The organism is Streptomyces sp. NPDC007991, from assembly GCF_042958445.1.
Lineage (GTDB): Bacteria > Actinomycetota > Actinomycetes > Streptomycetales > Streptomycetaceae > Streptomyces.
Window position 1 is genome coordinate 1 of the sequence record NZ_JBIBJD010000018.1, and the last position, 21,487, is coordinate 21,487.

At 70.1% G+C, this 21,487-nt stretch carries 23 protein-coding genes and 1 tRNA gene; 6 read left to right on the forward strand and 18 right to left on the reverse strand.

The genetic code is table 11. The features are described 5' to 3' along the window. Positions 1-129: 129 nt before the first annotated feature. Positions 130-579 (reverse strand): hypothetical protein, encoded by a 450-nt coding sequence (locus ACFZDA_RS36810; RefSeq protein WP_391090071.1) that lies wholly within the window; start codon positions 577-579, stop codon positions 130-132. Positions 580-1,188: 609 nt separating this feature from the next. On the opposite strand from ACFZDA_RS36810, the gene ACFZDA_RS36815 reads away from it, so the two are divergent. Beyond that, positions 1,189-1,263: transfer RNA gene (locus ACFZDA_RS36815), tRNA-Leu, on the forward strand. Positions 1,264-1,307: 44 nt separating this feature from the next. Here the strand turns inward: ACFZDA_RS36815 and rdgB are convergent. From rdgB to ACFZDA_RS36835, 4 genes are all read right to left on the reverse strand, one after another. Next, entirely contained in the window at positions 1,308-1,910 is a 603-nt protein-coding gene (gene rdgB, locus ACFZDA_RS36820; protein ID WP_391090073.1) for an RdgB/HAM1 family non-canonical purine NTP pyrophosphatase, read from the reverse strand. A 118-nt stretch (positions 1,911-2,028) separates the two neighbouring features. Continuing rightward, positions 2,029-2,430 carry a hypothetical protein gene (locus ACFZDA_RS36825; protein ID WP_391090074.1) on the reverse strand — a complete coding sequence of 134 codons (402 nt, stop codon included), beginning with the start codon at positions 2,428-2,430 and terminating at the stop codon, positions 2,029-2,031. Positions 2,431-2,572: 142 nt separating this feature from the next. Further along, on the reverse strand, positions 2,573-3,310 hold the full coding sequence (gene rph / locus ACFZDA_RS36830; RefSeq protein WP_391090076.1) for a ribonuclease PH: 738 nt from the start codon (positions 3,308-3,310) through the stop codon (positions 2,573-2,575). A gap of 113 nt (positions 3,311-3,423) precedes the next feature. Further along, positions 3,424-3,657 carry a glucose PTS transporter subunit EIIB gene (locus ACFZDA_RS36835; RefSeq protein ID WP_031140089.1) on the reverse strand — a complete coding sequence of 78 codons (234 nt, stop codon included), beginning with the start codon at positions 3,655-3,657 and terminating at the stop codon, positions 3,424-3,426. A gap of 274 nt (positions 3,658-3,931) precedes the next feature. On the opposite strand from ACFZDA_RS36835, the gene ACFZDA_RS36840 reads away from it, so the two are divergent. Further along, positions 3,932-5,194, forward strand: a complete 1,263-nt coding sequence (locus ACFZDA_RS36840; RefSeq protein WP_391090078.1) for a PTS transporter subunit EIIC — start codon at positions 3,932-3,934, stop codon at positions 5,192-5,194. Positions 5,195-5,261: 67 nt separating this feature from the next. On the opposite strand, the gene ACFZDA_RS36845 is transcribed toward ACFZDA_RS36840, so the two are convergent. Beyond that, the gene (locus ACFZDA_RS36845) at positions 5,262-6,014 is read right to left on the reverse strand and encodes an MBL fold metallo-hydrolase (protein ID WP_391090080.1); all 753 of its coding nucleotides are present in this window, start codon (positions 6,012-6,014) and stop codon (positions 5,262-5,264) included. A gap of 212 nt (positions 6,015-6,226) precedes the next feature. On the opposite strand from ACFZDA_RS36845, the gene ACFZDA_RS36850 reads away from it, so the two are divergent. After that, positions 6,227-6,670 (forward strand): type II toxin-antitoxin system PemK/MazF family toxin, encoded by a 444-nt coding sequence (locus tag ACFZDA_RS36850; RefSeq protein WP_391090082.1) that lies wholly within the window; start codon positions 6,227-6,229, stop codon positions 6,668-6,670. A 55-nt stretch (positions 6,671-6,725) separates the two neighbouring features. Here ACFZDA_RS36850 and ACFZDA_RS36855 read toward each other — a convergent pair whose 3' ends face one another. The 7 genes from ACFZDA_RS36855 to clpS form a co-directional block, all read right to left on the reverse strand. Then, positions 6,726-7,676, reverse strand: coding sequence for a cysteine synthase (locus ACFZDA_RS36855; protein WP_391090084.1), 951 nt, complete (start codon positions 7,674-7,676; stop codon positions 6,726-6,728). 6 nt (positions 7,677-7,682) lie between these two features. Beyond that, positions 7,683-7,961 (reverse strand): MoaD/ThiS family protein, encoded by a 279-nt coding sequence (locus ACFZDA_RS36860; RefSeq protein ID WP_391090086.1) that lies wholly within the window; start codon positions 7,959-7,961, stop codon positions 7,683-7,685. Between the two features lie 114 nt (positions 7,962-8,075). Beyond that, positions 8,076-8,171, reverse strand: a complete 96-nt coding sequence (locus ACFZDA_RS36865; protein WP_020270288.1) for a putative leader peptide — start codon at positions 8,169-8,171, stop codon at positions 8,076-8,078. A gap of 108 nt (positions 8,172-8,279) precedes the next feature. Beyond that, entirely contained in the window at positions 8,280-8,702 is a 423-nt protein-coding gene (locus ACFZDA_RS36870) for a Mov34/MPN/PAD-1 family protein (protein WP_391090088.1), read from the reverse strand. A 134-nt stretch (positions 8,703-8,836) separates the two neighbouring features. Beyond that, positions 8,837-10,261, reverse strand: a complete 1,425-nt coding sequence (locus tag ACFZDA_RS36875; protein ID WP_391090089.1) for an amino acid permease — start codon at positions 10,259-10,261, stop codon at positions 8,837-8,839. A 338-nt stretch (positions 10,262-10,599) separates the two neighbouring features. Further along, a complete protein-coding gene (locus ACFZDA_RS36880; RefSeq protein ID WP_391090091.1) occupies positions 10,600-11,208 on the reverse strand; it encodes a DUF2017 family protein in 609 nt (202 codons plus the stop codon). A gap of 32 nt (positions 11,209-11,240) precedes the next feature. Then, positions 11,241-11,558, reverse strand: coding sequence for an ATP-dependent Clp protease adapter ClpS (clpS, locus tag ACFZDA_RS36885; RefSeq protein WP_391090093.1), 318 nt, complete (start codon positions 11,556-11,558; stop codon positions 11,241-11,243). Between the two features lie 97 nt (positions 11,559-11,655). On the opposite strand from clpS, the gene ACFZDA_RS36890 reads away from it, so the two are divergent. Together ACFZDA_RS36890 and ACFZDA_RS36895 are read left to right on the forward strand one after the other, a co-directional pair. Beyond that, positions 11,656-13,002 (forward strand): nicotinate phosphoribosyltransferase, encoded by a 1,347-nt coding sequence (locus tag ACFZDA_RS36890; protein WP_391090095.1) that lies wholly within the window; start codon positions 11,656-11,658, stop codon positions 13,000-13,002. Between the two features lie 112 nt (positions 13,003-13,114). Then, complete coding sequence (locus tag ACFZDA_RS36895; RefSeq protein WP_391090097.1) at positions 13,115-13,705, forward strand: isochorismatase family protein; 591 nt, start codon at positions 13,115-13,117, stop codon at positions 13,703-13,705. 28 nt (positions 13,706-13,733) lie between these two features. On the opposite strand, the gene ACFZDA_RS36900 is transcribed toward ACFZDA_RS36895, so the two are convergent. Both ACFZDA_RS36900 and ACFZDA_RS36905 read right to left on the reverse strand, forming a co-directional pair. Then, positions 13,734-14,078, reverse strand: a complete 345-nt coding sequence (locus tag ACFZDA_RS36900; RefSeq protein ID WP_391090099.1) for a hypothetical protein — start codon at positions 14,076-14,078, stop codon at positions 13,734-13,736. Positions 14,079-14,224: 146 nt separating this feature from the next. Then, positions 14,225-16,582 (reverse strand): immune inhibitor A domain-containing protein, encoded by a 2,358-nt coding sequence (locus tag ACFZDA_RS36905; protein ID WP_391090101.1) that lies wholly within the window; start codon positions 16,580-16,582, stop codon positions 14,225-14,227. Positions 16,583-17,021: 439 nt separating this feature from the next. Here ACFZDA_RS36905 and ACFZDA_RS36910 point away from each other — a divergent pair, with 439 nt between their 5' ends. After that, a complete protein-coding gene (locus ACFZDA_RS36910; protein WP_391090275.1) occupies positions 17,022-17,300 on the forward strand; it encodes a hypothetical protein in 279 nt (92 codons plus the stop codon). 44 nt (positions 17,301-17,344) lie between these two features. On the opposite strand, the gene ACFZDA_RS36915 is transcribed toward ACFZDA_RS36910, so the two are convergent. The 3 genes from ACFZDA_RS36915 to ACFZDA_RS36925 all read right to left on the reverse strand — a co-directional run bounded on the left by ACFZDA_RS36915 (position 17,345) and on the right by ACFZDA_RS36925 (position 21,454). Next, the gene (locus ACFZDA_RS36915; RefSeq protein ID WP_391090103.1) at positions 17,345-18,121 is read right to left on the reverse strand and encodes an RDD family protein; all 777 of its coding nucleotides are present in this window, start codon (positions 18,119-18,121) and stop codon (positions 17,345-17,347) included. 117 nt (positions 18,122-18,238) lie between these two features. After that, positions 18,239-19,885 carry an RDD family protein gene (locus ACFZDA_RS36920; protein ID WP_391090105.1) on the reverse strand — a complete coding sequence of 549 codons (1,647 nt, stop codon included), beginning with the start codon at positions 19,883-19,885 and terminating at the stop codon, positions 18,239-18,241. A gap of 162 nt (positions 19,886-20,047) precedes the next feature. Beyond that, positions 20,048-21,454, reverse strand: a complete 1,407-nt coding sequence (locus tag ACFZDA_RS36925; RefSeq protein WP_391090107.1) for an FAD-linked oxidase C-terminal domain-containing protein — start codon at positions 21,452-21,454, stop codon at positions 20,048-20,050. Between the last annotated feature and the right edge of the window lie 33 nt (positions 21,455-21,487).

The window sequence follows — 21,487 nt, forward strand, 5'->3', positions numbered from 1 at the left end:
GGCCCCCCCCCCCGGCGCGGGGGGGCCGTTGTGGTGTGGGGGGTTTGCCGGGGGGGGCCCCCCGCCGGCGCCCCCCCGGGGGGGGGGGGGCCCCCCCCCCCCCCCCCCCCCCACGCTGCAGATCACCGATCAGGAATCGGCGAGAGTGGTGTCGACTCCCGCGTAGGTCGCCCACAGCAGGCAGCACGCGTTGCTTCCGCCGCCGACGTTGTCGAGCTGGAAGAAGTAATCCGACTCCTGGGGCAGGCCGTAGTACTCGCCCCGGCTCGCGTAGGTCGTGCCGTTGAAGCAGTTGGTGAACGTCTTCTCACCGTAGAAGTCGTTGGCCGACAGCGCGTCGTAGTCCCACAGCTCGACCCCCGTGGTCTTGCTGCCGCCCTGCACGGAACAACCCTTGAAGATGATCTCCGTGTAGCTCTCGTCCGCCCAGTAGCGGGACTGGCCGTTGCTCCCGCCGCCGTCCGTCCACGAGTTGATGCTGCTCGACCAGTTGGCCCAGGCACCGGACGACAGCGCGAGGACGAAGGCCGACGCCATCGCGACCACGGCGGATACGCGCTTGGAGGATCTGCCCGACATGCGGGAACTCCGAATCTCCCACCCGATGCGGCCCCCCATGAGGCCTGTCCACACCAAGCGAGGCGTGGAAGCTATCGAACAGATGATCTTTGAGTCAATGTGATGTAAACATTCTGCGCCTCGCACCGCCGGTCCGGGCAGATCATGTGCAGGGTGTGGACGACCTGCAAGAAGGCGGTGATCCGGGTGGTCGAGCACCGCGGCAGCGAAGGCACCGTCAGGTTTCCCGGATGACATCGGCCCGCCCGAGGAGCGCCGATTCCTCTCACGAGAGCGATGCAAAGCCTTCTGACCTGTGGAAAGCGTCTCCCAGTGACCCTGGCACAGGAGGCGGAACGTACGGTCGGCACCGCGACGTCCTTTGCCGGTCCAGCGTCGCACTCGCAACGCCGGGCACACGCTGATCCGGCCCGGGCTGTGACGAGTGGCAGGTGGTCCAGACCTCCCTCCGCACCAGCTCCGGCGAGACCGACCGCAGCTTTTCGGTCTCTCCTGGTTTTGCAGGAACCTCAACCGCTGGTACGAGGATTGAGCCCTCAGAGCTTGAGGACATGGCGCGGAGGAGGCCGCCGAGCGGTCCACCAGGCCAAGTAGAGTGGGCAGCGCTGTGGGCCCGTACCCCAGCTGGCAAGAGGGCGCCGGTTTAGGTCCGGTGTGTCGTGGGTTCGAGTCCCACCGGGCTCATCACGAAGGGCGCACCACTCAGTGGGGCGCCCTTCTTCATGCCGTCAGCCGAGCAGTTCCCGCACCACCGGCACCAGCGCCCGAAACGCCTTCCCCCGATGGCTGATCGCGTTCTTCTCCTCCGGGGTCAGCTCCGCGCAGGTCCGGGCCTCGCCCTCCGGCTGGAGGATCGGGTCGTAGCCGAAGCCGTTCGTGCCGGTCGGTTCGTGGCGCAGGACTCCGCGCAGTCGGCCTTCCACCAACCGCTCCGTGCCGTCCGGCAGGGCCAGGGCCGCCGCGCAGGCGAAATGGGCGCCTCGGTGGTCGTCGGCGATGTCGGAGAGTTGGGCGAGGAGGAGGTCCAGGTTGGCCTTGTCGTCGCCGTGGCGGCCGGACCAGCGGGCGGAGAAGATGCCGGGGGCGCCGTTCAGAACGTCGACGCACAGGCCCGAGTCGTCGGCGACGGCCGGGAGGCCCGTCGCGCGGGCCAGGGCGTGGGCCTTCAGCAGCGCGTTCTCCGCGAAGGTGACGCCGGTTTCCTTGACGTCGGGGATGTCCGGGTAGGCGTCGGCACCGACGAGTTCGTGGGGCAGGCCGGCTTCGGCGAGGATCGCCCGGAGCTCGGTGATCTTTCCGGCGTTACGGGTGGCGAGGATCAAGCGCGTCATGGGCCCCAGTATTGCGGGAGCCGCGCCCCGTCAGGGGCGCGGGGAACCGCGCGACCGGCCACCACGGACCGCACCCACCCACCGGCACAACCCGGCAGACGAGTAGCCCGGCGCACCGTTACGGCGTGCAGACCTTGGTCAGTTCGCCGGCCGCGTCCGTGACCGGGCTGATGTCGGGCGTCTCGTCGCCGTTCTTGACCGCTGTACGGACGTTGCCGACGGCCTTGTTGAGGTCGTCGACGGCCTTGTTGACGTCGGCGTTGTCGGTCTTGTCGCCGATCTTGTCCAGGTTCTTGTCGATGGAGTCGAGGGACTCGTCGAGCTGCGTCGGGTCGTTCGCGGCGTTGTCCACGGCCTGCTGGAGTTCCGTGACGCTGTCGGCGATGGCGTCGGCGGTCTGGACGCAGTCCAGCGCCTTGTCGACGGCGGCGCAGCCGGTGGTGAGTCCGGCGGTCAGCGCGACGGCCGCCAGGGTGGCGGCGACGGCTGCGGTGCGGCGTCGGCGGCGGCTCGCGGCCATGGAACGGTCCCTCTCGTCGGTCGGGCCGGGCGGCCCGGGTGGCTGGCCGGACGCACAGCAATGAGCCGTGCGCCCGTACTCCTTCAGACGCGAGTGTGCTCGGCGCGGTTGCCCGTGCCGAGCACCTGTCTTGGCGCGCCCTTTACTTTTCGAGGACGGTATCAAGCGCGGTGCGCTGGTGGGCGGCGAGTTCCGTGCAGCCGGCGACGGCGAGGTCGAGGAGGGCGTTGAGCTCGTCGCGGGCGAAGGGTTCGGCCTCGGCGGTGCCCTGGACCTCGACGAAGCGGCCGTCGCCGGTGCAGACGACGTTCATGTCGGTGTCGGCCTTGACGTCCTCCTCGTAGCAGAGGTCGAGGAGGGGGACGCCGCCGACGATGCCGACGGAGACGGCGCTGACGGTGCCGGTCAGGGGCTGGCGGCCGGCCTTGATCAGCTTCTTGCGCTGGGCCCAGGCGACGGCGTCGGCCAGGGCGACGTAGGCGCCGGTGATGGCGGCGGTGCGGGTACCGCCGTCGGCCTGGAGGACGTCGCAGTCGAGGACGATGGTGTTCTCGCCGAGTGCCTTGTAGTCGATGACGGCGCGCAGCGAGCGGCCGATGAGGCGGCTGATCTCGTGGGTGCGGCCGCCGATGCGGCCCTTGACGGACTCGCGGTCGCCTCGGGTGTTGGTGGCGCGGGGCAGCATGGAGTACTCGGCGGTGACCCAGCCTTCGCCGCTGCCCTTGCGCCAGCGCGGGACGCCTTCGGTGACGGAGGCGGTGCAGAAGACCCTGGTGTCGCCGAAGGAGACGAGGACGGAGCCTTCGGCGTGCTTGCTCCAGCCGCGTTCGATGGTGATCGGGCGGAGTTGCTGGGGGGTGCGGCCGTCGATTCGAGACATGCCGCTGAGCCTATCCGTACATATGGAAGGGGCCCCTCCCGCGGTAGGAAGGGGCCTTCACGACGGACCTCCGGGGTCTGTCAGGGGGTGAAGCCCGGGATGATCCCCGCGCTTCACATCAGGTCTTCGATCTCCGCGGCGATGGGGTCGGCGTCCGTGCCGATGACGACCTGGATCGCGGTGCCCATCTTGACGACGCCGTGGGCGCCGGCGGCCTTCAGGGCGGTCTCGTCGACCTTGGCGGGGTCCACGACCTCGGTCCGCAGGCGGGTGATGCAGCCCTCGACCTCTTCGATGTTGTCGATGCCGCCGAGCCCGGCGACGATCTTCTCAGCCTTGGTGGCCATGTTCGCTCTCCCTGATCCGAACCGCTTTGTCGCAGTGACCCACAGTGGGCGCAACAGGTCTACACCACGAGTGTGCCTCCCGACAAAGGGACCGGGGACCGCGGTCCGCCGTAGTGGCATTCGTGGGTTCCACTCGTTCGGCCTACCGTGCTACAACTGGTCTACACCACTCACTGGTGGAGGTCGCGCGGCGGAGACCGCGCTCCCCTTTTGAGACGCCGCCGTCCCCCGTCGAACTCTTCCTGGGCGGCGCCGTGCCCCATGGAGGAAGTTCATGTCCACAGCCTCAGCCGCGCCCGCGAGCCCGAAGAAGGGGTCTGCGGTGATGGCGGTCCTGCAGCGTATCGGCCGCAGCCTCATGCTGCCCGTCGCCGTGCTGCCCGCCGCCGCGCTCCTGGTCCGCCTCGGCAACACCGACATGCTGGGGCGCGAGGCGTTCCCGGAGTTCATCACCAAGATCGCGGGCTTCATGTCCGCGGGCGGCAACGCGATCCTCGACAACATGCCGCTGCTGTTCGCCGTGGGCATCGCGATCGGCTTCGCGAAGAAGTCGGACGGCTCGACCGCACTGGCCGCCGTCGTCGGCTACCTGGTCTTCAAGAACGTGCTGGCCACGTTCACCGACCCGAACCTGCCCAAGGTGGCGACGGCGGTCGACGGCAAGGTCGTCATGACGGACGCGCCGGTGGACGCCAAGGTGCTCGGCGGTGTGGTGATGGGCCTCGTCGTCGCCCTGCTCTACCAGCGCTTCTACCGCACCAAGCTGCCCGACTGGGCGGGCTTCTTCGGCGGCCGCCGCCTGGTGCCGATCCTGTCGGCCTTCGCGGGCCTGGTCATCGGCATCGTCTTCGGCTACATATGGCCGGTCCTCGGCACGGCCCTGCACAACTTCGGCGAGTGGCTGGTGGGCTCCGGAGCCGTCGGCGCGGGCATCTTCGGTGTCGCCAACCGCGCGCTGATCCCGATCGGCATGCACCACCTGCTCAACTCCTTCCCCTGGTTCCAGGCCGGCACCTACGAGGGCAAGAGCGGTGACATCGCCCGGTTCCTGGCGGGCGACCCGAGCGCCGGACAGTTCATGACCGGCTTCTTCCCGATCATGATGTTCGCCCTGCCGGCCGCCTGCCTGGCCATCGTGCACTGCGCCCGGCCCGAGCGCCGCAAGGTCGTCGGCGGCATGATGATCTCCCTCGCTCTGACCTCGTTCGTGACGGGCGTCACCGAGCCGATCGAGTTCACCTTCATGTTCATCGCCCCGGTGCTGTACGCGATCCACGCCGTGCTCACCGGTGTCTCGATGGCGCTGACCTGGGCGCTGGGGATGAAGGACGGCTTCGGCTTCTCGGCCGGCGCGGTGGACTTCTTCCTGAACCTGGGCATCGCGACCAACCCGTGGGGCCTGGCCCTGGTGGGCCTGTGCTTCGCGGCGGTCTACTACGTGGTCTTCCGCTTCGCGATCACCAAGTTCAACCTGCCGACGCCGGGCCGCGAGTCCGACGAGGAACTCGCCGAGCTGCAGAAGGCCGAGGCGAAGTAGCCCGCGCCCCGAGCACGACGAGGCCCCGGAACCGCTTCGGTTCCGGGGCCTCGTCGTGCTCGGATGCTCAGAGTTCGTACGTCTGCCGGGGCGCCGCGAGGGCCACCGGGCCGTCGTAGGCCGCGCGGGCGTCGGCCAGGTTGGCCTGCGGGTCCGTCCACGGCGGGATGTGGGTGAGGACCAGGCGCCGGGCACCTGCCCGGGCCGCCGTCTGCCCCGCCTCACGGCCGTTGAGGTGCAGGTCGGGGATGTTCTCCTTGCCGTGCGTGAAGGCCGCCTCGCACAGGAACAGGTCGGCGTCCCGGGCGAGTTCGTCCAGGGCGGGGCTCACGCCGGTGTCGCCGGAGTACGTCAGGACCTTGCCGTCGTGTTCGACGCGGATGCCGTACGCCTCCACGGGGTGGGCCACCCGCTCGGTGTGCACCGTGAAGGGACCGATGTCGAAGGTGGACGGCTTGACCGTGTGGAAGTCGAAGACCTCGCTCATGGAGGAGGCGGTGGGGGTGTCCGCGTAGGCGGTGGTCAGCCGGTGTTCCGTGCCTTCCGGTCCGTAGACGGGGAGCGGATCGCAGCGGCCGCCGTCGTGGCGGTAGTAGCGCGCGACGAAGTACGCGCACATGTCGATGCAGTGGTCGGCGTGCAGATGGCTGAGGAAGATCGCGTCGAGGTCGTAGAGACCGCAGTGGCGCTGCAACTCGCCCAGGGCACCGTTGCCCATGTCGAGGAGCAGCCGGAAGCCGTCGGCCTCGACGAGGTAGCTCGAGCAGGCCGATTCCGCGGACGGGAATGACCCCGAGCAGCCGACGACGGTGAGCTTCATGAAGCAGAAACCTCCGCTGGCGGGATAAGTCTGAGAGGGGCGTCGGGGGTCGTGCGGTGCGTCGAGCGTAAGGCGCAAAACCTCCGGTCGCTCCTCCGCCAAGGGCTGTTGTGGGCGAACTCACCTGTGGTGTCACCGGTTCGGCTGGCAACGCCGGGGTGATCCTCGTGAGGGGGGCGCGGGGGGAGGGATGGCGCCGGTAACGTCTCAGTATGGACACGTCCTGGTGGCTGGCGCTCGCCGCGGTGGTACTGCTCGCGCTCGTCGCCACGCTCGTCGACGGCTGGGGGCGGCGGTCGTCGGCGCGGCGGGGCCGGACGGCGCCCGCGGCCGCAGCGGTGGCGGGGTTGCCGCAGCCGGCGGAGATCTGGTGGGCGGACGTCCCCTACGAGGACGAGGCGCGCACGAAGGACCGGCCTTGCCTGGTGCTGGCGGTGCGCGGGGAGCGGGCGACGGTCGCGAAGATCACCACCCGGTTCCGGCACGAGCGCACCGGTGTGATCCCTCTCCCCCCGGGCTCGGTGGGCGACTCCCAGGGCCGGGCGAGCTTCCTGGAGACGGACGAGTTGCGGGAGGTCCCGGTGTGGGGCTTCCGGCGACGGATCGGGGTGGTGGACCCGGCGTTGTGGGACCAGGTGCGGTATCTGGCCGGGTGACACGCACAAGGGCCGGAGTTCTCACTCCGGCCCTTCCTGGTCGTCTGCCGTCGGGTTACGCCCAGAGCTGGCCCTGGAGCGTTTTGATGGCCTCTTCGGTCGTGGTCGCCGTGTAGACGCCCGTCGACAGGTACTTCCAGCCGCCGTCGGCGACGACGAAGACGATGTCGGCCTGTTCGCCGGCCTTGACGGCCTTCTTGCCGACGCCGATCGCGGCGTGCAGCGCGGCACCCGTGGAGACACCGGCGAAGATGCCCTCCTGCTGGAGCAGTTCGCGGGTGCGGGTGACCGCGTCGGCCGAGCCGACCGAGAAGCGGCTGGTGAGGACCGACGCGTCGTACAGCTCGGGGACGAAGCCCTCGTCGAGGTTGCGCAGGCCGTAGACCAGGTCGTCGTAGCGCGGTTCGGCGGCGACGATCTGGACGTCCGGCTTGTGCTCGCGCAGGTAGCGGCCCACTCCCATGAGCGTGCCGGTGGTGCCGAGGCCCGCCACGAAGTGGGTGACGGAGGGCAGGTCCGCGAGGATCTCGGGGCCCGTCGTCGCGTAGTGGGCGCCCGCGTTGTCCGGGTTGCCGTACTGGTAGAGCATCACCCAGTCCGGGTGCTCGGCCGAGAGTTCCTTGGCGACGCGCACGGCGGTGTTGGAACCGCCCGCGGCCGGGGAGGAGATGATCTCGGCGCCCCACATGGCGAGCAGGTCGCGCCGTTCCTGCGAGGTGTTCTCCGGCATCACGCACACGATGCGGTAGCCCTTGAGCTTCGCCGCCATGGCCAGGGAGATGCCGGTGTTGCCGGACGTCGGCTCCAGGATGGTGCACCCCGGGGTCAGACGGCCGTCCTTCTCCGCCTGCTCGATCATGTGCAGGGCGGGACGGTCCTTGACCGACCCGGTCGGGTTGCGGTCCTCCAGCTTCGCCCAGATACGGACGTCGGTGGACGGCGACAGCCGCGGCAGGCGCACCAGGGGGGTGTTGCCGACCGCGGCCAGGGGTGACTCGTAGCGCATCGCTGATCAGGCCATGCCGCCGGCGACGGCCGGCAGGATCGTGATGTTGTCGCCGTCCGTCAGCTTGGTGTTGATGCCGTCGAGGAAGCGCACGTCCTCGTCGTTCAGGTAGACGTTGACGAAGCGGCGCAGCTGGTCGCCGTCCACGATGCGCGCCTGGATGCCGGCGTGCCGCGTCTCGAGGTCGGCGAACAGGTCGGCGAGGGTGTCACCGCTGCCCTCCACCGCCTTCTGACCGTCGGTGTACTGGCGGAGGATGGTCGGGATGCGGACCTCGATGGCCATGGCTCAGGGCTCCTGTCGGGAGTAGTCAGTCGGGCGCGCGACAGCGCAGGAACGGCGGAGTGGTGCGTGTGTGCAGCGCCGCGGCTCACGGCCGTACGGCGGCAGGGGCCGGCGTCAACAGATGGCGCTGGCGAGCCTGCACAGGTCGACGTGCAGCCGCGCGACGAGCAGCATGCCCGGCGTCTTGTCGCTCACGTCGTGGAAAACCATGGGCTCATCGTATCGATTCCCGGTCCGGGTTCTGGAATGTGATCCCACATGGCGGACGTTTTCGGGCCGGAGAGTGAGACCGCCCTGTTCAGCCCCGTCCACACCCGCTCAGTACGCCTCGACGATCTCGACCTCCTCCTCCGTGACCTGGCCCTCCACGATCCGGTACGAGCGGAACTGGAACTCGCCGGCCCCGTCGGTGTCGGCCGTGGAGACGAGGACGTAGTGCGCGCCGGGCTCGTTGGCGTACGAGATGTCGGTGCGGGAGGGGTAGGCCTCGGTCGCCGTGTGGGAGTGGTAGATCACCACCGGCTCCTCGTCGCGGTCGTCCATCTCGCGGTAGAGCTTGAGCAGGTCGCCGGAGTCGAACTCGTAGAACGTGGGTGACATGGCCGCGTTGAGCATGGGGATGAAGCGCTCGGGGCGGTCCGAGCCCGCGGGGCCCGCGATCACGCCGCACGCCTCGTCGGGGTGGTCCTTGCGCGCGTGGGCGACAATCTGGTCGACGAGGGCCTGGGTGATGGTCAGCATGTTCGTCAGGATAAGCAGAAGGGCCGTTCCGTACCGATGGATGGTACGGAACGGCCCATATGCCGGACGCCCTGAGCGGCAGCCACCGGGAGCGCCACGAGTGCTCCCCGCGGCTGGACGTCCTGGCGGGCTGGTCAGCCGACCTTCTGGAACTCCGCGTCGCGGCGCTCGGCGATCTGCGGGTTGCGGCTCTTGAGGACGGCCCAGCCGATGGCCAGGGCGACGGCCCAGCCGGCCGCGACGTACAGGCAGACCCGGGCGTCCTTGTCGTAAGCGATCATGCAGGTCACGCCGACGAGGAAGAGGAGCGCGACCCAGCTGAAGAGCGCCCCGCCGGGGGCGGGGAAGGCCGAGGCGCGCAGCCGGCCCGCGTCGACCGCGGCGCGGTAGCGGATGTGGCTGACGAGGATCATCATCCAGGTCCAGATGCCCGCCGCGGTGGCGACGGAGGTGACGTAGAGGAACGCCTTCTCCGGGACGACGTAGTTCAGGACGACGCCGATGCCCATGAGCGCCACGGAGACCGTGATGCCGACGGCGGGCGTCTTGCGGGCGTTGAGCTTGCCGAACGCCTGCGGTGCCTCGCTGTTGGCGGCCAGGTCGCGCAGCATCCGGCCGGTCGAGTACATGCCCGAGTTGCAGGACGACAGAGCCGCGGTGAGCACCACGAAGTTGACGATGCCCGCGGCGAGCGGGATGCCGATCTCGCCGAAGGCGTGGACGAACGGGCTCTCGCCGGCGGAGAACTCGGTCCACTTGACGACGGAGAGGATGACCAGCAGCGCGCCGACGTAGAAGACGATGATGCGCCAGGGCAGGGTGTTGATGGCCTTGGGCAGGGTCTTCTCGGGGTTCTCGGACTCGCCCGCGGTGACGCCGACGAGCTCGACGGCGAGGTAGGCGAACATGACGCCCTGGAGCGTCATCAGGCTGGAGCCGATGCCGTTCGGGAAGAAGCCGTCGTGCGACCAGAGGTTGGAGACGGCGGCGGTGTCACCGGCGTCGGAGAAGCCGAGGGTGAGCACGCCGAGACCGATGACGATCATGCCGATGATGGCCGTGACCTTGATCATCGAGAACCAGAACTCGACCTCGCCGAAGATCTTCACGGAGATCAGGTTGACGCCGAAGAGCACCACCAGGAACACCAGGGCGCTGACCCACTGCGGGATCTCCGGGAACCAGAAGTGGATGTAGATCGCGGCGGCCGTGAGTTCGGCCATGCCGGTGACCACCCACATGAGCCAGTACGTCCAGCCCGTGACGAACCCGAAGAACGGGCCGAGGAATTCGCGGGCGTACTCGGCGAAGGAACCGGACACGGGCCGGTAGAGGAGCAGTTCGCCCAGCGCCCGCATGATGAAGAAGATCACGACGCCCGCGAGGGCGTACATCAGGATGATGCTGGGGCCGGCCTTGGCGATGTTCGCTCCGGCACCCATGAACAGACCGACGCCGATGGCGCCGCCGATGGCGATCATCTGGACCTGGCGGCTGCCGAGGCCGCGCTCGTAGCCCTCTTCGGGCAGGTTTTCCGTGTCGACCTGCGCAGAGGTCATGTGGTGCGCCTTTCTCCATGCCGACCCGGACCTTCGTCGGCCTCGGATCGGGTCTCGATCCCCCCGGAATGATGGAGCGGTGCCTGGCCGACGGTTGTCGGCTCGGTGGCGCACCCGGCCGGACATGCGGGTGGTGCCGGCCGGGCGGTCGTGAAGATTTATCACGGCCGCAGCACTGATCACTCGGGTGGATTGTGACGCACCGCACAGGGAAACCGGACAAAACGCAGCCCAACGCGGCATAGAAGGCGGGCACGGTGACGTGATCGTTATCCAAATTGGAGTGTCCGTTGAGCGAACACCGATCGGTCACCCGGCGGTCACAGAACCCGCACGGATCAGGGCATAAGGGTTCCGACCAGCGTCTCCTGGAGTCCGCCCAGCCACAGGTAGGCCATCACCATCGGCTTGCGCGGGTCCTCGTCCGGGAGGCGGTAGAGGAGGTCGGTGTCCTCCTCGTCGGTGATCTCCAGCCGCGAGCCGATCGCGAGCCGCAGGTCGTTCAGGGCCGACAGCCACCGCTGGGACTCCTCCACCGACAGCTTCAGCACCGCGCCGCCCTCGCCGGCCGAGGCCGAGGAGAGCGCGTCCAGGGAGCGGATCACCGCGAGAGCGTTGTCCCGCTTGCCGGCCCGCAGGTCGTTCTCCGTGTAGCGGCGGAACTCGGCCGAGTACGCCCGCCGCTCCTCGGCGTCCCGGGGCGAGGCGGGCTGCTCGGGGTCGCTGTAGGCGTCCGGGAAGAGGCGCCTGAGCACCGGGTCGGAGGGCGGCTCGCTCGGGCCCTCCGCGAACAGCTCGGCGAGCGGGTCCTTGGGGGCGTCCTCGGCGGGGCCGGGGCCGATGAGCTCCAGGAGCTGGACGGCCAGCGACCGGATGATGGAGATCTCGACGTCGTCGAGGGCGACGGCAGCGCCGCCGCCGGGAAGCGGTTCGAAGGTTCCGGGCATGAACGCCTTTTCGCTGCTGGGCGGGGAGCCGACTACTTGCGGTCCTGCTGGAGGGTGGCCCACAGGCCGTAGCCGTGCATGGCCTGCACGTCGCGTTCCATCTCCTCGCGACTGCCGCTGGAGACGACCGCCCGGCCCTTGTGGTGGACGTCGAGCATGAGCTTGGTGGCCTTGTCCTTGGAGTAGCCGAAGTACGTCTGGAAGACGTACGTCACATAGCTCATGAGGTTGACCGGGTCGTTGTGGACGATGGTGACCCAGGGGAGGTCCGGCTCCGGTACGGCGAAGACCTCCTCCGCCGACTCGGTCCGTTCGATCTCCAGGGGCGCGGGTGACGTCACACTGACCATGCTGCCACCCGAGGGGGGTAGTCGCACAAACGGGCCTGGAAGCCGGGGGCCTTGCTACAAATCGTCAAACTGACGAAATGGGGGTACGATCCCGCTCATGAACACAGCGGACCTTGGGCTGCCGGTGGACGTTCCCTCGACGGCGCTCTTCACGGACCAGTACGAGCTGACGATGCTGCGGGCCGCCCTGGAGGCGGGCACGGCCGAGCGGCGGAGCGTGTTCGAGGTCTTCACCCGGCGCCTGCCGAACGGGCGCCGCTACGGCGTCGTGGCGGGCACCGGGCGGGTGCTGGACGCGGTGGAGAACTTCCGCTTCGACGCGGGCGTCCTCGACTTCCTGCGCGAGCGCGAGATCGTCGGCGGGCAGACCCTCGACTGGCTCGCCGGGTACCGCTTCAGCGGGGACATCTGGGGCTACCCCGAGGGCGAGGTGTACTTCCCGGGCTCGCCGATCATGCGGGTCGAGGGCACCTTCGCCGAGTGCGTGCTGCTGGAGACCGTGATCCTGTCGATCCTCAACCACGACTCGGCGATCGCCGCGGCGGCCTCGCGCATGTCGTCGGCCGCCGGGGACCGGCCGCTGATCGAGATGGGCGCCCGGCGCACGCACGAACTGGCGGCGGTGGCGGCGTCCCGGGCCGCGTACGTGGGCGGTTTCGCGACCACCTCGGACCTGGCCGCGGGGTTCCGCTACGGCATCCCCACCGTCGGCACCTCCGCCCACGCCTTCACCCTGCTGCACGACAGCGAGCGGGACGCCTTCCAGGCCCAGGTGAACACACTCGGGCGAGGCACGACGCTGCTGGTGGACACCTACGACGTCGCCGAGGCGGTCCGCACGGCCGTGGAGGTCGCCGGCCCCGGGCTCGGGGCCGTGCGCATCGACTCCGGCGACCTGCTGCTGGTGGCGCACCGGGTGCGGCAGCAGCTGGACGAGCTGGGCGCGACCGACACGAAGATCGTCGTGACCTCGGACCTGGACGAGTACGCGATCGCCTCGCTGGCGGCGGCGCCCGTGGACGCGTACGGCGTCGGCACGCAGCTGGTGACCGGGTCCGGGCACCCGACGTCCTCGATGGTCTACAAGCTGGTCGCGCGGGCCGAGTCCGCGGAGCCGGACGCGCCGCTGGTGCCGGTGGCGAAGAAGTCGACCGGGGGCAAGACGTCCATGGGCGGGCGCAAGTGGGCCGCGCGACGGCTGGACTCCTACGGGGTCGCCGAGGCCGAGGTGATCGGCACCGGGCCGGTGCCGGCCGAGCTCGCGGACCGGCAGCTGCTCGTGGAGCTGGTCAAGGGCGGCGAGGTCGTCGCCCGGGAGCCGCTGGACGCGGCGCGGGACCGGCACGCGGCGGCGCGCGCGGGGCTCCCGATGTCGGCGACGCAGCTCTCGCGCGGGGAGCCCGTCATTCCGACGGAGTACGCACACGAGGCCTCGGGTAGCTAGGGGGTGTGCCGCGATGCGCCGAGCCGTACCCCTCCCGTCTCCCGCTCCCTGTCAATAGGCTCGGAAGTTCACCGGCCGGGCTTGCCGACCTCATAGCCGAAGGACACCGACCATGCGCCGCGCCTTGATCGTCGTAGACGTGCAGAACGACTTCTGCGAGGGGGGCAGTCTCGCGGTGGCCGGCGGTGCCGACGTGGCTGCCGCCGTCACCGAGCTGATCGGCCAGGCGGCCGGGTCGGGCTATCAGCACGTCGTGGCCACCCGCGACCACCACATCGCCCCCGGCGGCCACTTCTCCACCAACCCGGACTTCGTCCGCTCCTGGCCCGCGCACTGCGTCGCCGGCACGGAGGGCGTCGGCTTCCACCCGAACTTCGCCCCCGCCGTCGCGTCCGGCTCCGTCGACGCCGTGTTCGACAAGGGGGCGTACGCGGCGGCGTACAGCGGCTTCGAGGGCGCGGACGAGAACGGCACGCCCCTGGCCGACTGGCTCCGCTCCCGCGAGGTCACCGAGGTCGACGTGGTCGGCATCGCCACGGACCACTGTGTGCGCGCCACGGCCCTGGACGCCGCGAAGGAGGGCTTCCGCGCCCACGTCCTCCTCGACCTCACGGCGGGCGTGGCCCAGGAGACCACCGAGCGGGCCCTGGAGGAGCTGCGGGCGGCCGGCGTGGAGCTGTCGGGCAAGCCGGTCGTGCAGTGACCCGGTAGCCCGGAGGCGCGCCCGAGGGTCAGGTCTGGGCCGTCGGGCGGCGCAGGAGGGCTCTGATCGGGCGCCACAGTTCGAAGGCGAGGTCCGGGCCCGCCACGACACCGTTGTCAGGGGCCGTGCGCCATATCAGGCCGTCGGGGTGGTGCAGGACGGCCGTGATCTCGTCGGGGGACGGCGGGGCGGCGTTGCCGCGCAGGTAGACCGCGCGCATGCCGAGGTTGCGGAGCCGGGTCAGGGCTCGGGCGCGGTTCGCCGCGTGGACGAGCACGCGGACGGAGCCGGGGCCGTCGGCGGCGGGGCTGGGCAGGTTCAGCGCCACCACCACGGTGCCGTTCGGCAGCTTGCAGAAGCCTCCTGCGGCCATGCGGTCATACCCCCGTGTCGGTCGGTGCGCCGGTCGGTGTGCCGGTCGGTGTCAATAAGAGAACCACAGGACGCACCTAAACACGGATCGGCGGTGACCCGCCAGGGGGTCACCGCCGATCATGCTCTGACCTGGGAAAACGCGTTCTACTTCGCTGCGGGGCCTACTTCGAGCTCGATCGTCGAGCCGTCCTTGGCCTCCTTGATGATCTTGATCTTGGTGTTGGTGTCAGTGATCTTGACACCGGCGGTCTTGTTCGACTCGTCGTAGTAGGTGTTGGTGCGGTCGTTGAAGACCGACACCCCCTTCGACGACGGGACGCTCGTCGCGACGTCCGCGTTGTGCAGCGTGATGCCGTCCGTGCGGTACAGGCTGAAGGGCGAGTCGTAGGCCTGGATGCGGTTGCGCATCAGCGTGCCGTCGGACCACCTCAGCGCCTTCGGGTGCGAGTCGACCGGCAGCAGCAGACCCGCGCCCGGGTGGACGCTGGTGTTGTTGTCGGCCTGGGAGGTGTCCCACTTCCAGATCAACAGGCCGTTCTGGTACGGGTAGTGCTCCACCCAGTCCGGACGGGTCTTGGAGAAGCCGAAGTTGTACGGGCCGACCTTGAGGGTCTTGTCGTACGACACGTACTGGCGGTTCTCCGCGATGTAGTACTGCGCGTAGTCCTTGGTGAAGGACGCGCCCATGCGGGAGAAGCCGCCCGTCTTCCAGGCCGCGTCCGCGGACTCGGCGTCGTCGGAGAAGACCGTGGCGCCGTCGGCGGTCACCGTGATGCGGTCGGCCGTGAAGCCCTTCTGGGCCACGCCGCCGTCGGTCTGGTAGCGGAAGCGCAGGTCGATCTTCTTGCCCGCGTAGGCGTCCAGCGGGAACGCCAGCTTCTTGTACGCGCCGGACGTGCCGGTCAGGACCGGCTTGTCGCTGCCGTCACGCGGGATCGGCTGGCCGTCCACCGTGCCGTCGAGCGGCGTCCAGTTGGCGCCGCCGTCGGTCGACACCTCGGTGTAGAGGTAGTCGTAGTTGGCCTCGATGTCGTACCAGCCGTCGAGCGTCAGGGACGCCGACTTCTTCCCGGTGAGGTCGACCGAACGGGCCAGCGTGTTCTTGAGGTTGTCGCCGCTGCCGCTCCACCACTGGTTCGCGCCCTGCGCGGGCGCCACGATCTCGGTGGTGACCTTCTTCTTGGGCAGCTCGACCACGAGGCCCTGCTTGTGCTTCGTGTTGTACTCGGCGACGCCCAGCTTGTGCCACGAGTTCGTCGCGGCCTTCGCGGTGTCGTACTTGAGCCAGCCCAGCTGGAGCTTGTCCCAGGCGGTCATGTCGCCGGGCAGGTCACCGATCTCGTTCTTGCCGGTGCCGAGCCAGGAGCCGGAGGACATCAGGGTCCAGAAGCCGGTGGAGTTGTCGCCGCCGCCGGTGGTGTCGTAGTGGTCCGGCAGACCGAGGTCGTGGCCGTACTCGTGGGCGTAGACGCCGAGTCCGCCGTTCTCCGGCTGGACCGTGTAGTCGCCGACCCAGATGCCGGTGTCGCCGATCTTCGCGCCGCCGAGCTTGTTGTCCTCGGGGCCGGTGGCGCCGGCGTCGGTGCCGAAGGCGTACCAGCGGTGGGCCCAGATCGCGTCGGTGCCCTGCGCGCCGCCGCCCGCGGACTCGTCCTCACCGGCGTGCACGACCTGGAAGTGGTCGATGTAGCCGTCGGACTCGTTGAAGTCGCCGTCGCCGTCGAAGTCGTAGCGGTCCCACTGGTCGTACTGCTTGACGTCCGCCTTGATCTCGGCGTCGGTCTTCCCAGCCGCCTTCTGCTGGGAGACCCACGCGTTCAGACCGTCGCTGACGACGTTCCACACGCTCGGGCAGTTGGTGTCACCGCACGCGTTGTTGCCGTAACGGGCCTCGTTGTAGGGGACCTTGACCCAGTCGGAGACCTCGCCCTCGACCGAGTAGCGGCCGGAGGACTGCTTCTCGTAGTACTTCTTCACCGACTCGGTGTTCTTGCCGGTGCCGAAGTAGAGGTTCTCGAAGTACTTCTGGTTGTAGTCCGCCCGCCAGGCCGTGGAGTTGTCCTTCTTGCGGTCCGGCTTGGCTATCTGGTTGTGCAGCGGGCCGGGCGTGCCGCCGAACTCGCTGGTCTTGTCGCCGAACTCGACCAGGATGGTGAAGATCTTGTCGGTCTTCTCGCGGCCGAGCTCGACGTACTTGCTGTCGCCCTTCTTGCTCTTGAGCTGGACGACCTTCGAGCCGTCACGGTTCTTCACCGTGGACTTGCCGGATATGACCTGCTTCAGGGCCTCCTGCCGCTGGGCCTCCTGGGTCTTGCTCAGCGGGCCTTCGAGGTCGTGCTCGCCTTGGTGGCGGTCCGCCGGGTCGTGCCGGTCCACGGTGGTGGACCGGGGAGCGGAGGCGTCGTCGGCCTGGGCCACGGCGTATGCGGAGCCGGTGGCGGCGGCCGCCGCGAGTGCCACGCCTATGGCGGCGGCTCTGAACGTCCAGGGTCTACTGGTCACTTGAGTTCCTCCCCCGCGTTCGAGCGCGCGGAAGGAAGGGGTCCTGGTCGTGGAAGGTCCGCGCGCGCCTGATCAACGCGTGTAGTCAAGTGACGACATTTGACTAGAGGTTTAGAAGAAAAGACAGATCTTGACTTAGACAGGTCAATTGCACTATGCGGAGTCGGCGTTCGTTTTACGGACGACCGTCCCGGTGCCCGGCAGGCACCTGCCGACGTCAGGCGGGCACGTGCCACCGTCCGGTGGGCGCGCGCATATGTCCACTACCTGGACGCCATGACTCCGTGCGCCCCCTGTGCTCCGGCCCTGTTGATTAGGTCACGCTTACCGCTCGTTCCAGTCGGGCACCCTGCCGGAGAGAATGTCGCTTGGCAGAACGCCCGGAGGCCGGCGGAATGCCAGGCCGACACCCCCGTGGACCCCCACTTTCGAGGACATGATGGCCATGCCCCGTCCGACCGCCGCACAGCTCGCCTACGGATCCTGCACCGTGATCCTCTCGACCCTCGCCATGCTGCTGCTGTCACAGACGAGTTCGGGCGCGGGGATCGCGATCATCGCCGTCGCGGCGCTCGCCCTCGGGCTGCTGGTCGCCATGACGGTGCCGCTGCCCGGGAAGCGCCCGGCCGCGGTGGAACAGCCCGCGCCCGAGGAACCCGTACGGGCCTCGGTCGCCGCGCCGGCTCCGGAGCCGGTGCGCGAGCGGGCGGTCTCCTGACCGCCGGCTGTCCCTTCCTTACCTCCCCTTGACGCGCCTGTGCCTCAATTGGTGCTGACCACGACCGTTTTGGCCGCCTTGTCGTGCAGGCCCTGCTTGTAGGGCCGGTCGAAGAAGCTCCAGCCGCCCGAGATCGCGGTCCAGACACAGGCGCAGCAGAAGGCGAACGGGATCCACAGCACCGCCGCGCGCGTCAACGCGCTCTGCGCGGAGGGCGTGGCACCGTTGTCGAGGTTGGCCACGCGCATGTGCAGCAGTTTCTTGCCGAGGGTCTGGCCGGTCCGCGCGGTCAGGAAGGTGTCGTAGGCGATGTAGAGGACGGCGGCGACCACCGACTGCCAGAGGGACTTGCCGACCGAGACGCGGTCGCTGTCCACGGTGTACTCGTTGACGCCGAAGCCCCAGGTGAGCAGCCAGACGACGACGCCCACGAGGATCATGTCGATGATGCGGGCGAGCGTGCGCTTGCCGCTGTCGGCGAGCGGGGGCATGCCGGCGAGGGGGTCCGTGGGGGAGGCGCCGCCGCCGTAGGGGGAACCGCCTTGACCGCCGCCGGGAGGACCGCCGTAGGGGCCACCGCCTTGGCCGCCACCGGGAGGACCGCCGTAGGGGCCACCGCCGGGAGGACCTCCGTACGGGCCGCCGCCCTGGCCACCGTTCCGGCCGCCGCCGGGAGGGGTACCGGCGGGGCCGCCGCCCGGGTGTCTCGGGTCGTAGGGCGAGCCCGCGCCCTCGTCGGGCTGCTCGCCCGGGGGCCGCTTCCTGAACGGATCGTCTTCCGGGGGCTGCTGACCGGAGCCGGGCGGCGGTTCACTGCTCATGGCCCGAGTCGACCGCGAACCCCCCGGCTCCGCATCCGGCAGACGGCCGTCCGAGCTACGGATTCACCTGGTGCGGTACGGTACGCCGCCGCCCCGTGCCGGACGTCGGTGTGCTGCTCAGCCGGCCACGAACGTGTGCGCGGCCTTGTCGTGCCAGCACTGGCGCCACGGCTTGTCGAACAGGCACCAGGCGATGCCGACGATCCCGACGACGAGGAGCCCGGGCACGCTGTAGACCAGCCAGCGGCGCAGGGCCGCGCCGAACTCCGGGGCGTCGTGGCCCTCGATGTCCCGCACGTCGAGACCCATCAGCTTCTTCCCGAGGGTGCGGCCCCACTTGGCGGTGGGCAGCACCTCGGAGACGACGCCGGCGAGCAGCAGGACGGCCAGGACGATGCCGAGATACACCGACGTGGTGCCGTCGAGCAGCCAGACCGTGACGGTCTCGCCGGACAGCTTGGCCGCCTCGATCTTCTCGTTGACGTGGTCGACCGCCTTGATGCCGAGCGGTACGGCGGCCCCGGCGGTGACGCCGGCGAGGACCAGGGTGTCCAGCAGCCGGGCGACCAGCCGCTTGCCGAGCCCCGCGGGCCGGGCCGACGCCTGGCGCCGCGCGGCCGCCTGGAACACGTCCTCGGTCGGCGGCTTCCAGGGCGCGACGGGCTGCTCATCACCGCCGCCCGCTCCGGCGAGCCGGTGCACCTGCTGCGCCCAGGAGGACTGACCGCCGCCGGGGCCCGCGCTGAGGGGCGTGGCGGAGGCGGCGGGGCCGGGCTGGGGCCCGCCGGACTGCGGGGGGACGGTGGGCGCCGCCTGGGGCCCGGACAGCGCCGTCGGGGCGGCCGCGGAGGCGCCGGGGTCGGACTGTGCGGCGGCCCGGGCGGCGGCGGCCTTCCCGGCACTGAAGCCGGGGCGGTTCGAGGCGTCCGCGGAGGCGGCCGTGCCGCCCTGCGGGCCGAAGGCAGGTCCCGCCGGGCCGCCGGCCGGGGCCCCGAAACCGGGCCCTGCCGGGTTGCCGCCGGATCCGGCCGGCCCGGCCTGCGCACCGAACGCGGGCCCTGCCGGGCCACCGGCCGAACCGCCCGAGGCCACAGTACCCGCCGAACCGGCGGCAGCGGCCGGGCCCTGACGGGGCGGCACCGCGCGGAACGTCATCGTGCCCTCGTCGGGGACATCGGCGGAGGCCGCCCCTCCCCCGGCCTGCCCCGTCGGGCGGCGGAAGACGAACGTGCTGCCGGCGTCCGCGGCGTCCGCCTCCTGGTCGGCGGGGGACGGCGGTCCGCCCTGGGAGGCGGACTCACCGGCCGGCTGCCGGTCGGCGTGCGCCACCCTCGGATCGGCACCCTGCTGCGCCGCTCCCTGCGCGCCCTGTGGTGCGCCCCATGAGACACGGCGGTCCTGCTCGCCGCCGAAGCCGGACTGGCGGGAGCGGTCGGCGCCCCAGGCGGACGCGGGTTCGGGACGGCTGCCGTGCTGGGCGTCGGCAGGGGACGGCTCGTCGGCCGGGTCCTCGTCGAAGAAGTGCGGACCGGTCTCCTCGACCGAGCCGGATGCCGAGGCAGAGGCGGACGCGGAGCCGGCGGCGCCGGACTGCTCGGCGCCGGGCGGCGGCGCGAGCGTCTCGCCGTCCTTGGGCGCGGGACGGCTGGTGCCCGGTACCCAGGAGGCACCGTTCCAGTACCGGACATATCCAGGAATGGACGGGTCCGGGTAATAACCTTCGCGGGGCCTGTCGTCACCGGGGGCCGGGGTTGGGGCGCTCATCTCCGTCGTCCCGTATCTGCTCGAGGGCCAAATGGGGGCCTCCACATCTATCAGACCCGCGCAACCCCCACCGCCGCTCCCACCGGACCCACCCCTTTCGAGCACCGATGTGCTACGCATCGCACGGCCCCGCGCCTCCTCCTGCGAAAAAACTTCCGGCCGTCAGAACAGCTTGCCCGGGTTGAGGATGTTCAGCGGGTCGAAGGCCTGCTTGACGGCCCGCTGCATCTCCATCCCGACGGGGCCGATCTCGCGCGCCAGCCACTCCTTCTTCAGCACGCCGACGCCGTGCTCGCCGGTGATGGTGCCGCCGAGTTCCAGGCCGAGGGCCATGATCTCGTCGAAGGACTCACGGGCGCGCCGGGACTCGTCGGGGTCGGCCGGGTCGAAACACACCGTCGGGTGGGTGTTGCCGTCCCCCGCATGGGCGACGACCCCGATGGTGAGCTGGTACTTCTCGGCGATCCGGTCGACCCCGTCGAGCATCTCGGCGAGCCGGGAGCGGGGCACGCACACGTCGTCGATCATCGTCACGCCCTTGACCGCCTCCAGCGCGGTGAGCGACAACCGGCGCGCCTGGAGGAGCAGTTCGGACTCGGCCGCGTCGTCGGCCGGGACGACCTGGGTGGCGCCGGCGGCCTCGCACAGCGCGCCGACGGCGGCGAGGTCGGCGGCCGGGTCGGTGGTGTCGAAGGCGGCGAGCAGCAGGGCCTCGGTGCTCTCCGGGAGGCCCATCTGCGCCAGGTCGTTGACGGCCTTGACCGTCGTACGGTCCATGAGTTCGAGGAGTGACGGGACGTGGCCGCCCTCCATGATGCGGCACACGGCCTCGCAGGCGGCGGCCCCGGAGGCGAACTCGGCGGCCAGCACGAGCTGCTCGGGCGGCTTGGGACGCAGGCCGAGCACGGCCCGTACGACGATGCCGAGCGAGCCCTCGGAGCCGACGAACAGCCGGGTCAGGTCGTAGCCGGCGACGCCCTTGGCGGTGCGGCGGCCGGTGGACATGAGCCGCCCGTCGGCCAGCACCACGTCCAGTCCGAGGACGTACTCGGCGGTGACCCCGTACTTCACGCAGCACAGGCCGCCCGAGGCCGTGCCGATGTTGCCGCCGATGGTGCACATCTCCCAACTGGAGGGGTCCGGCGGGTAGTACAGGCCGTGTTCGCCGACGGCCCGGGACAGGGCGGCGTTGATCACGCCCGGCTCGACGACGGCGACGCGGTCGACCGGGTTGATCTCCAGGATCCGGTCCATCTTGGTCAGGGACAGCACGATGCAGCCGTCGGAGGCGTTCGCCGCGCCGGACAGCCCGGTGCGGGCGCCCTGCGGGACGACCGGGACGCGCAGGGCGGTGGCGGTGCGCATCACGTGCTGGACCTGCTCGACCGTGCGGGGCAGGACGACCACGGCCGGGGCACCGGCCGGGCAGAAGCTCGCCATGTCGTGCGCGTAGGAGGCCGTGACGTCGGGGTCGGTGAGGACCGCCTCGGCGGGCAGGCCGCTGCGCAGCAGGTCGAGAAGGTTGCCGGTCGTTTCGTCGCTGGGCGCTTCGATACGGCTCATGATCACAGGTTCGCACCCACGGCCATCAGTGTGAACCCC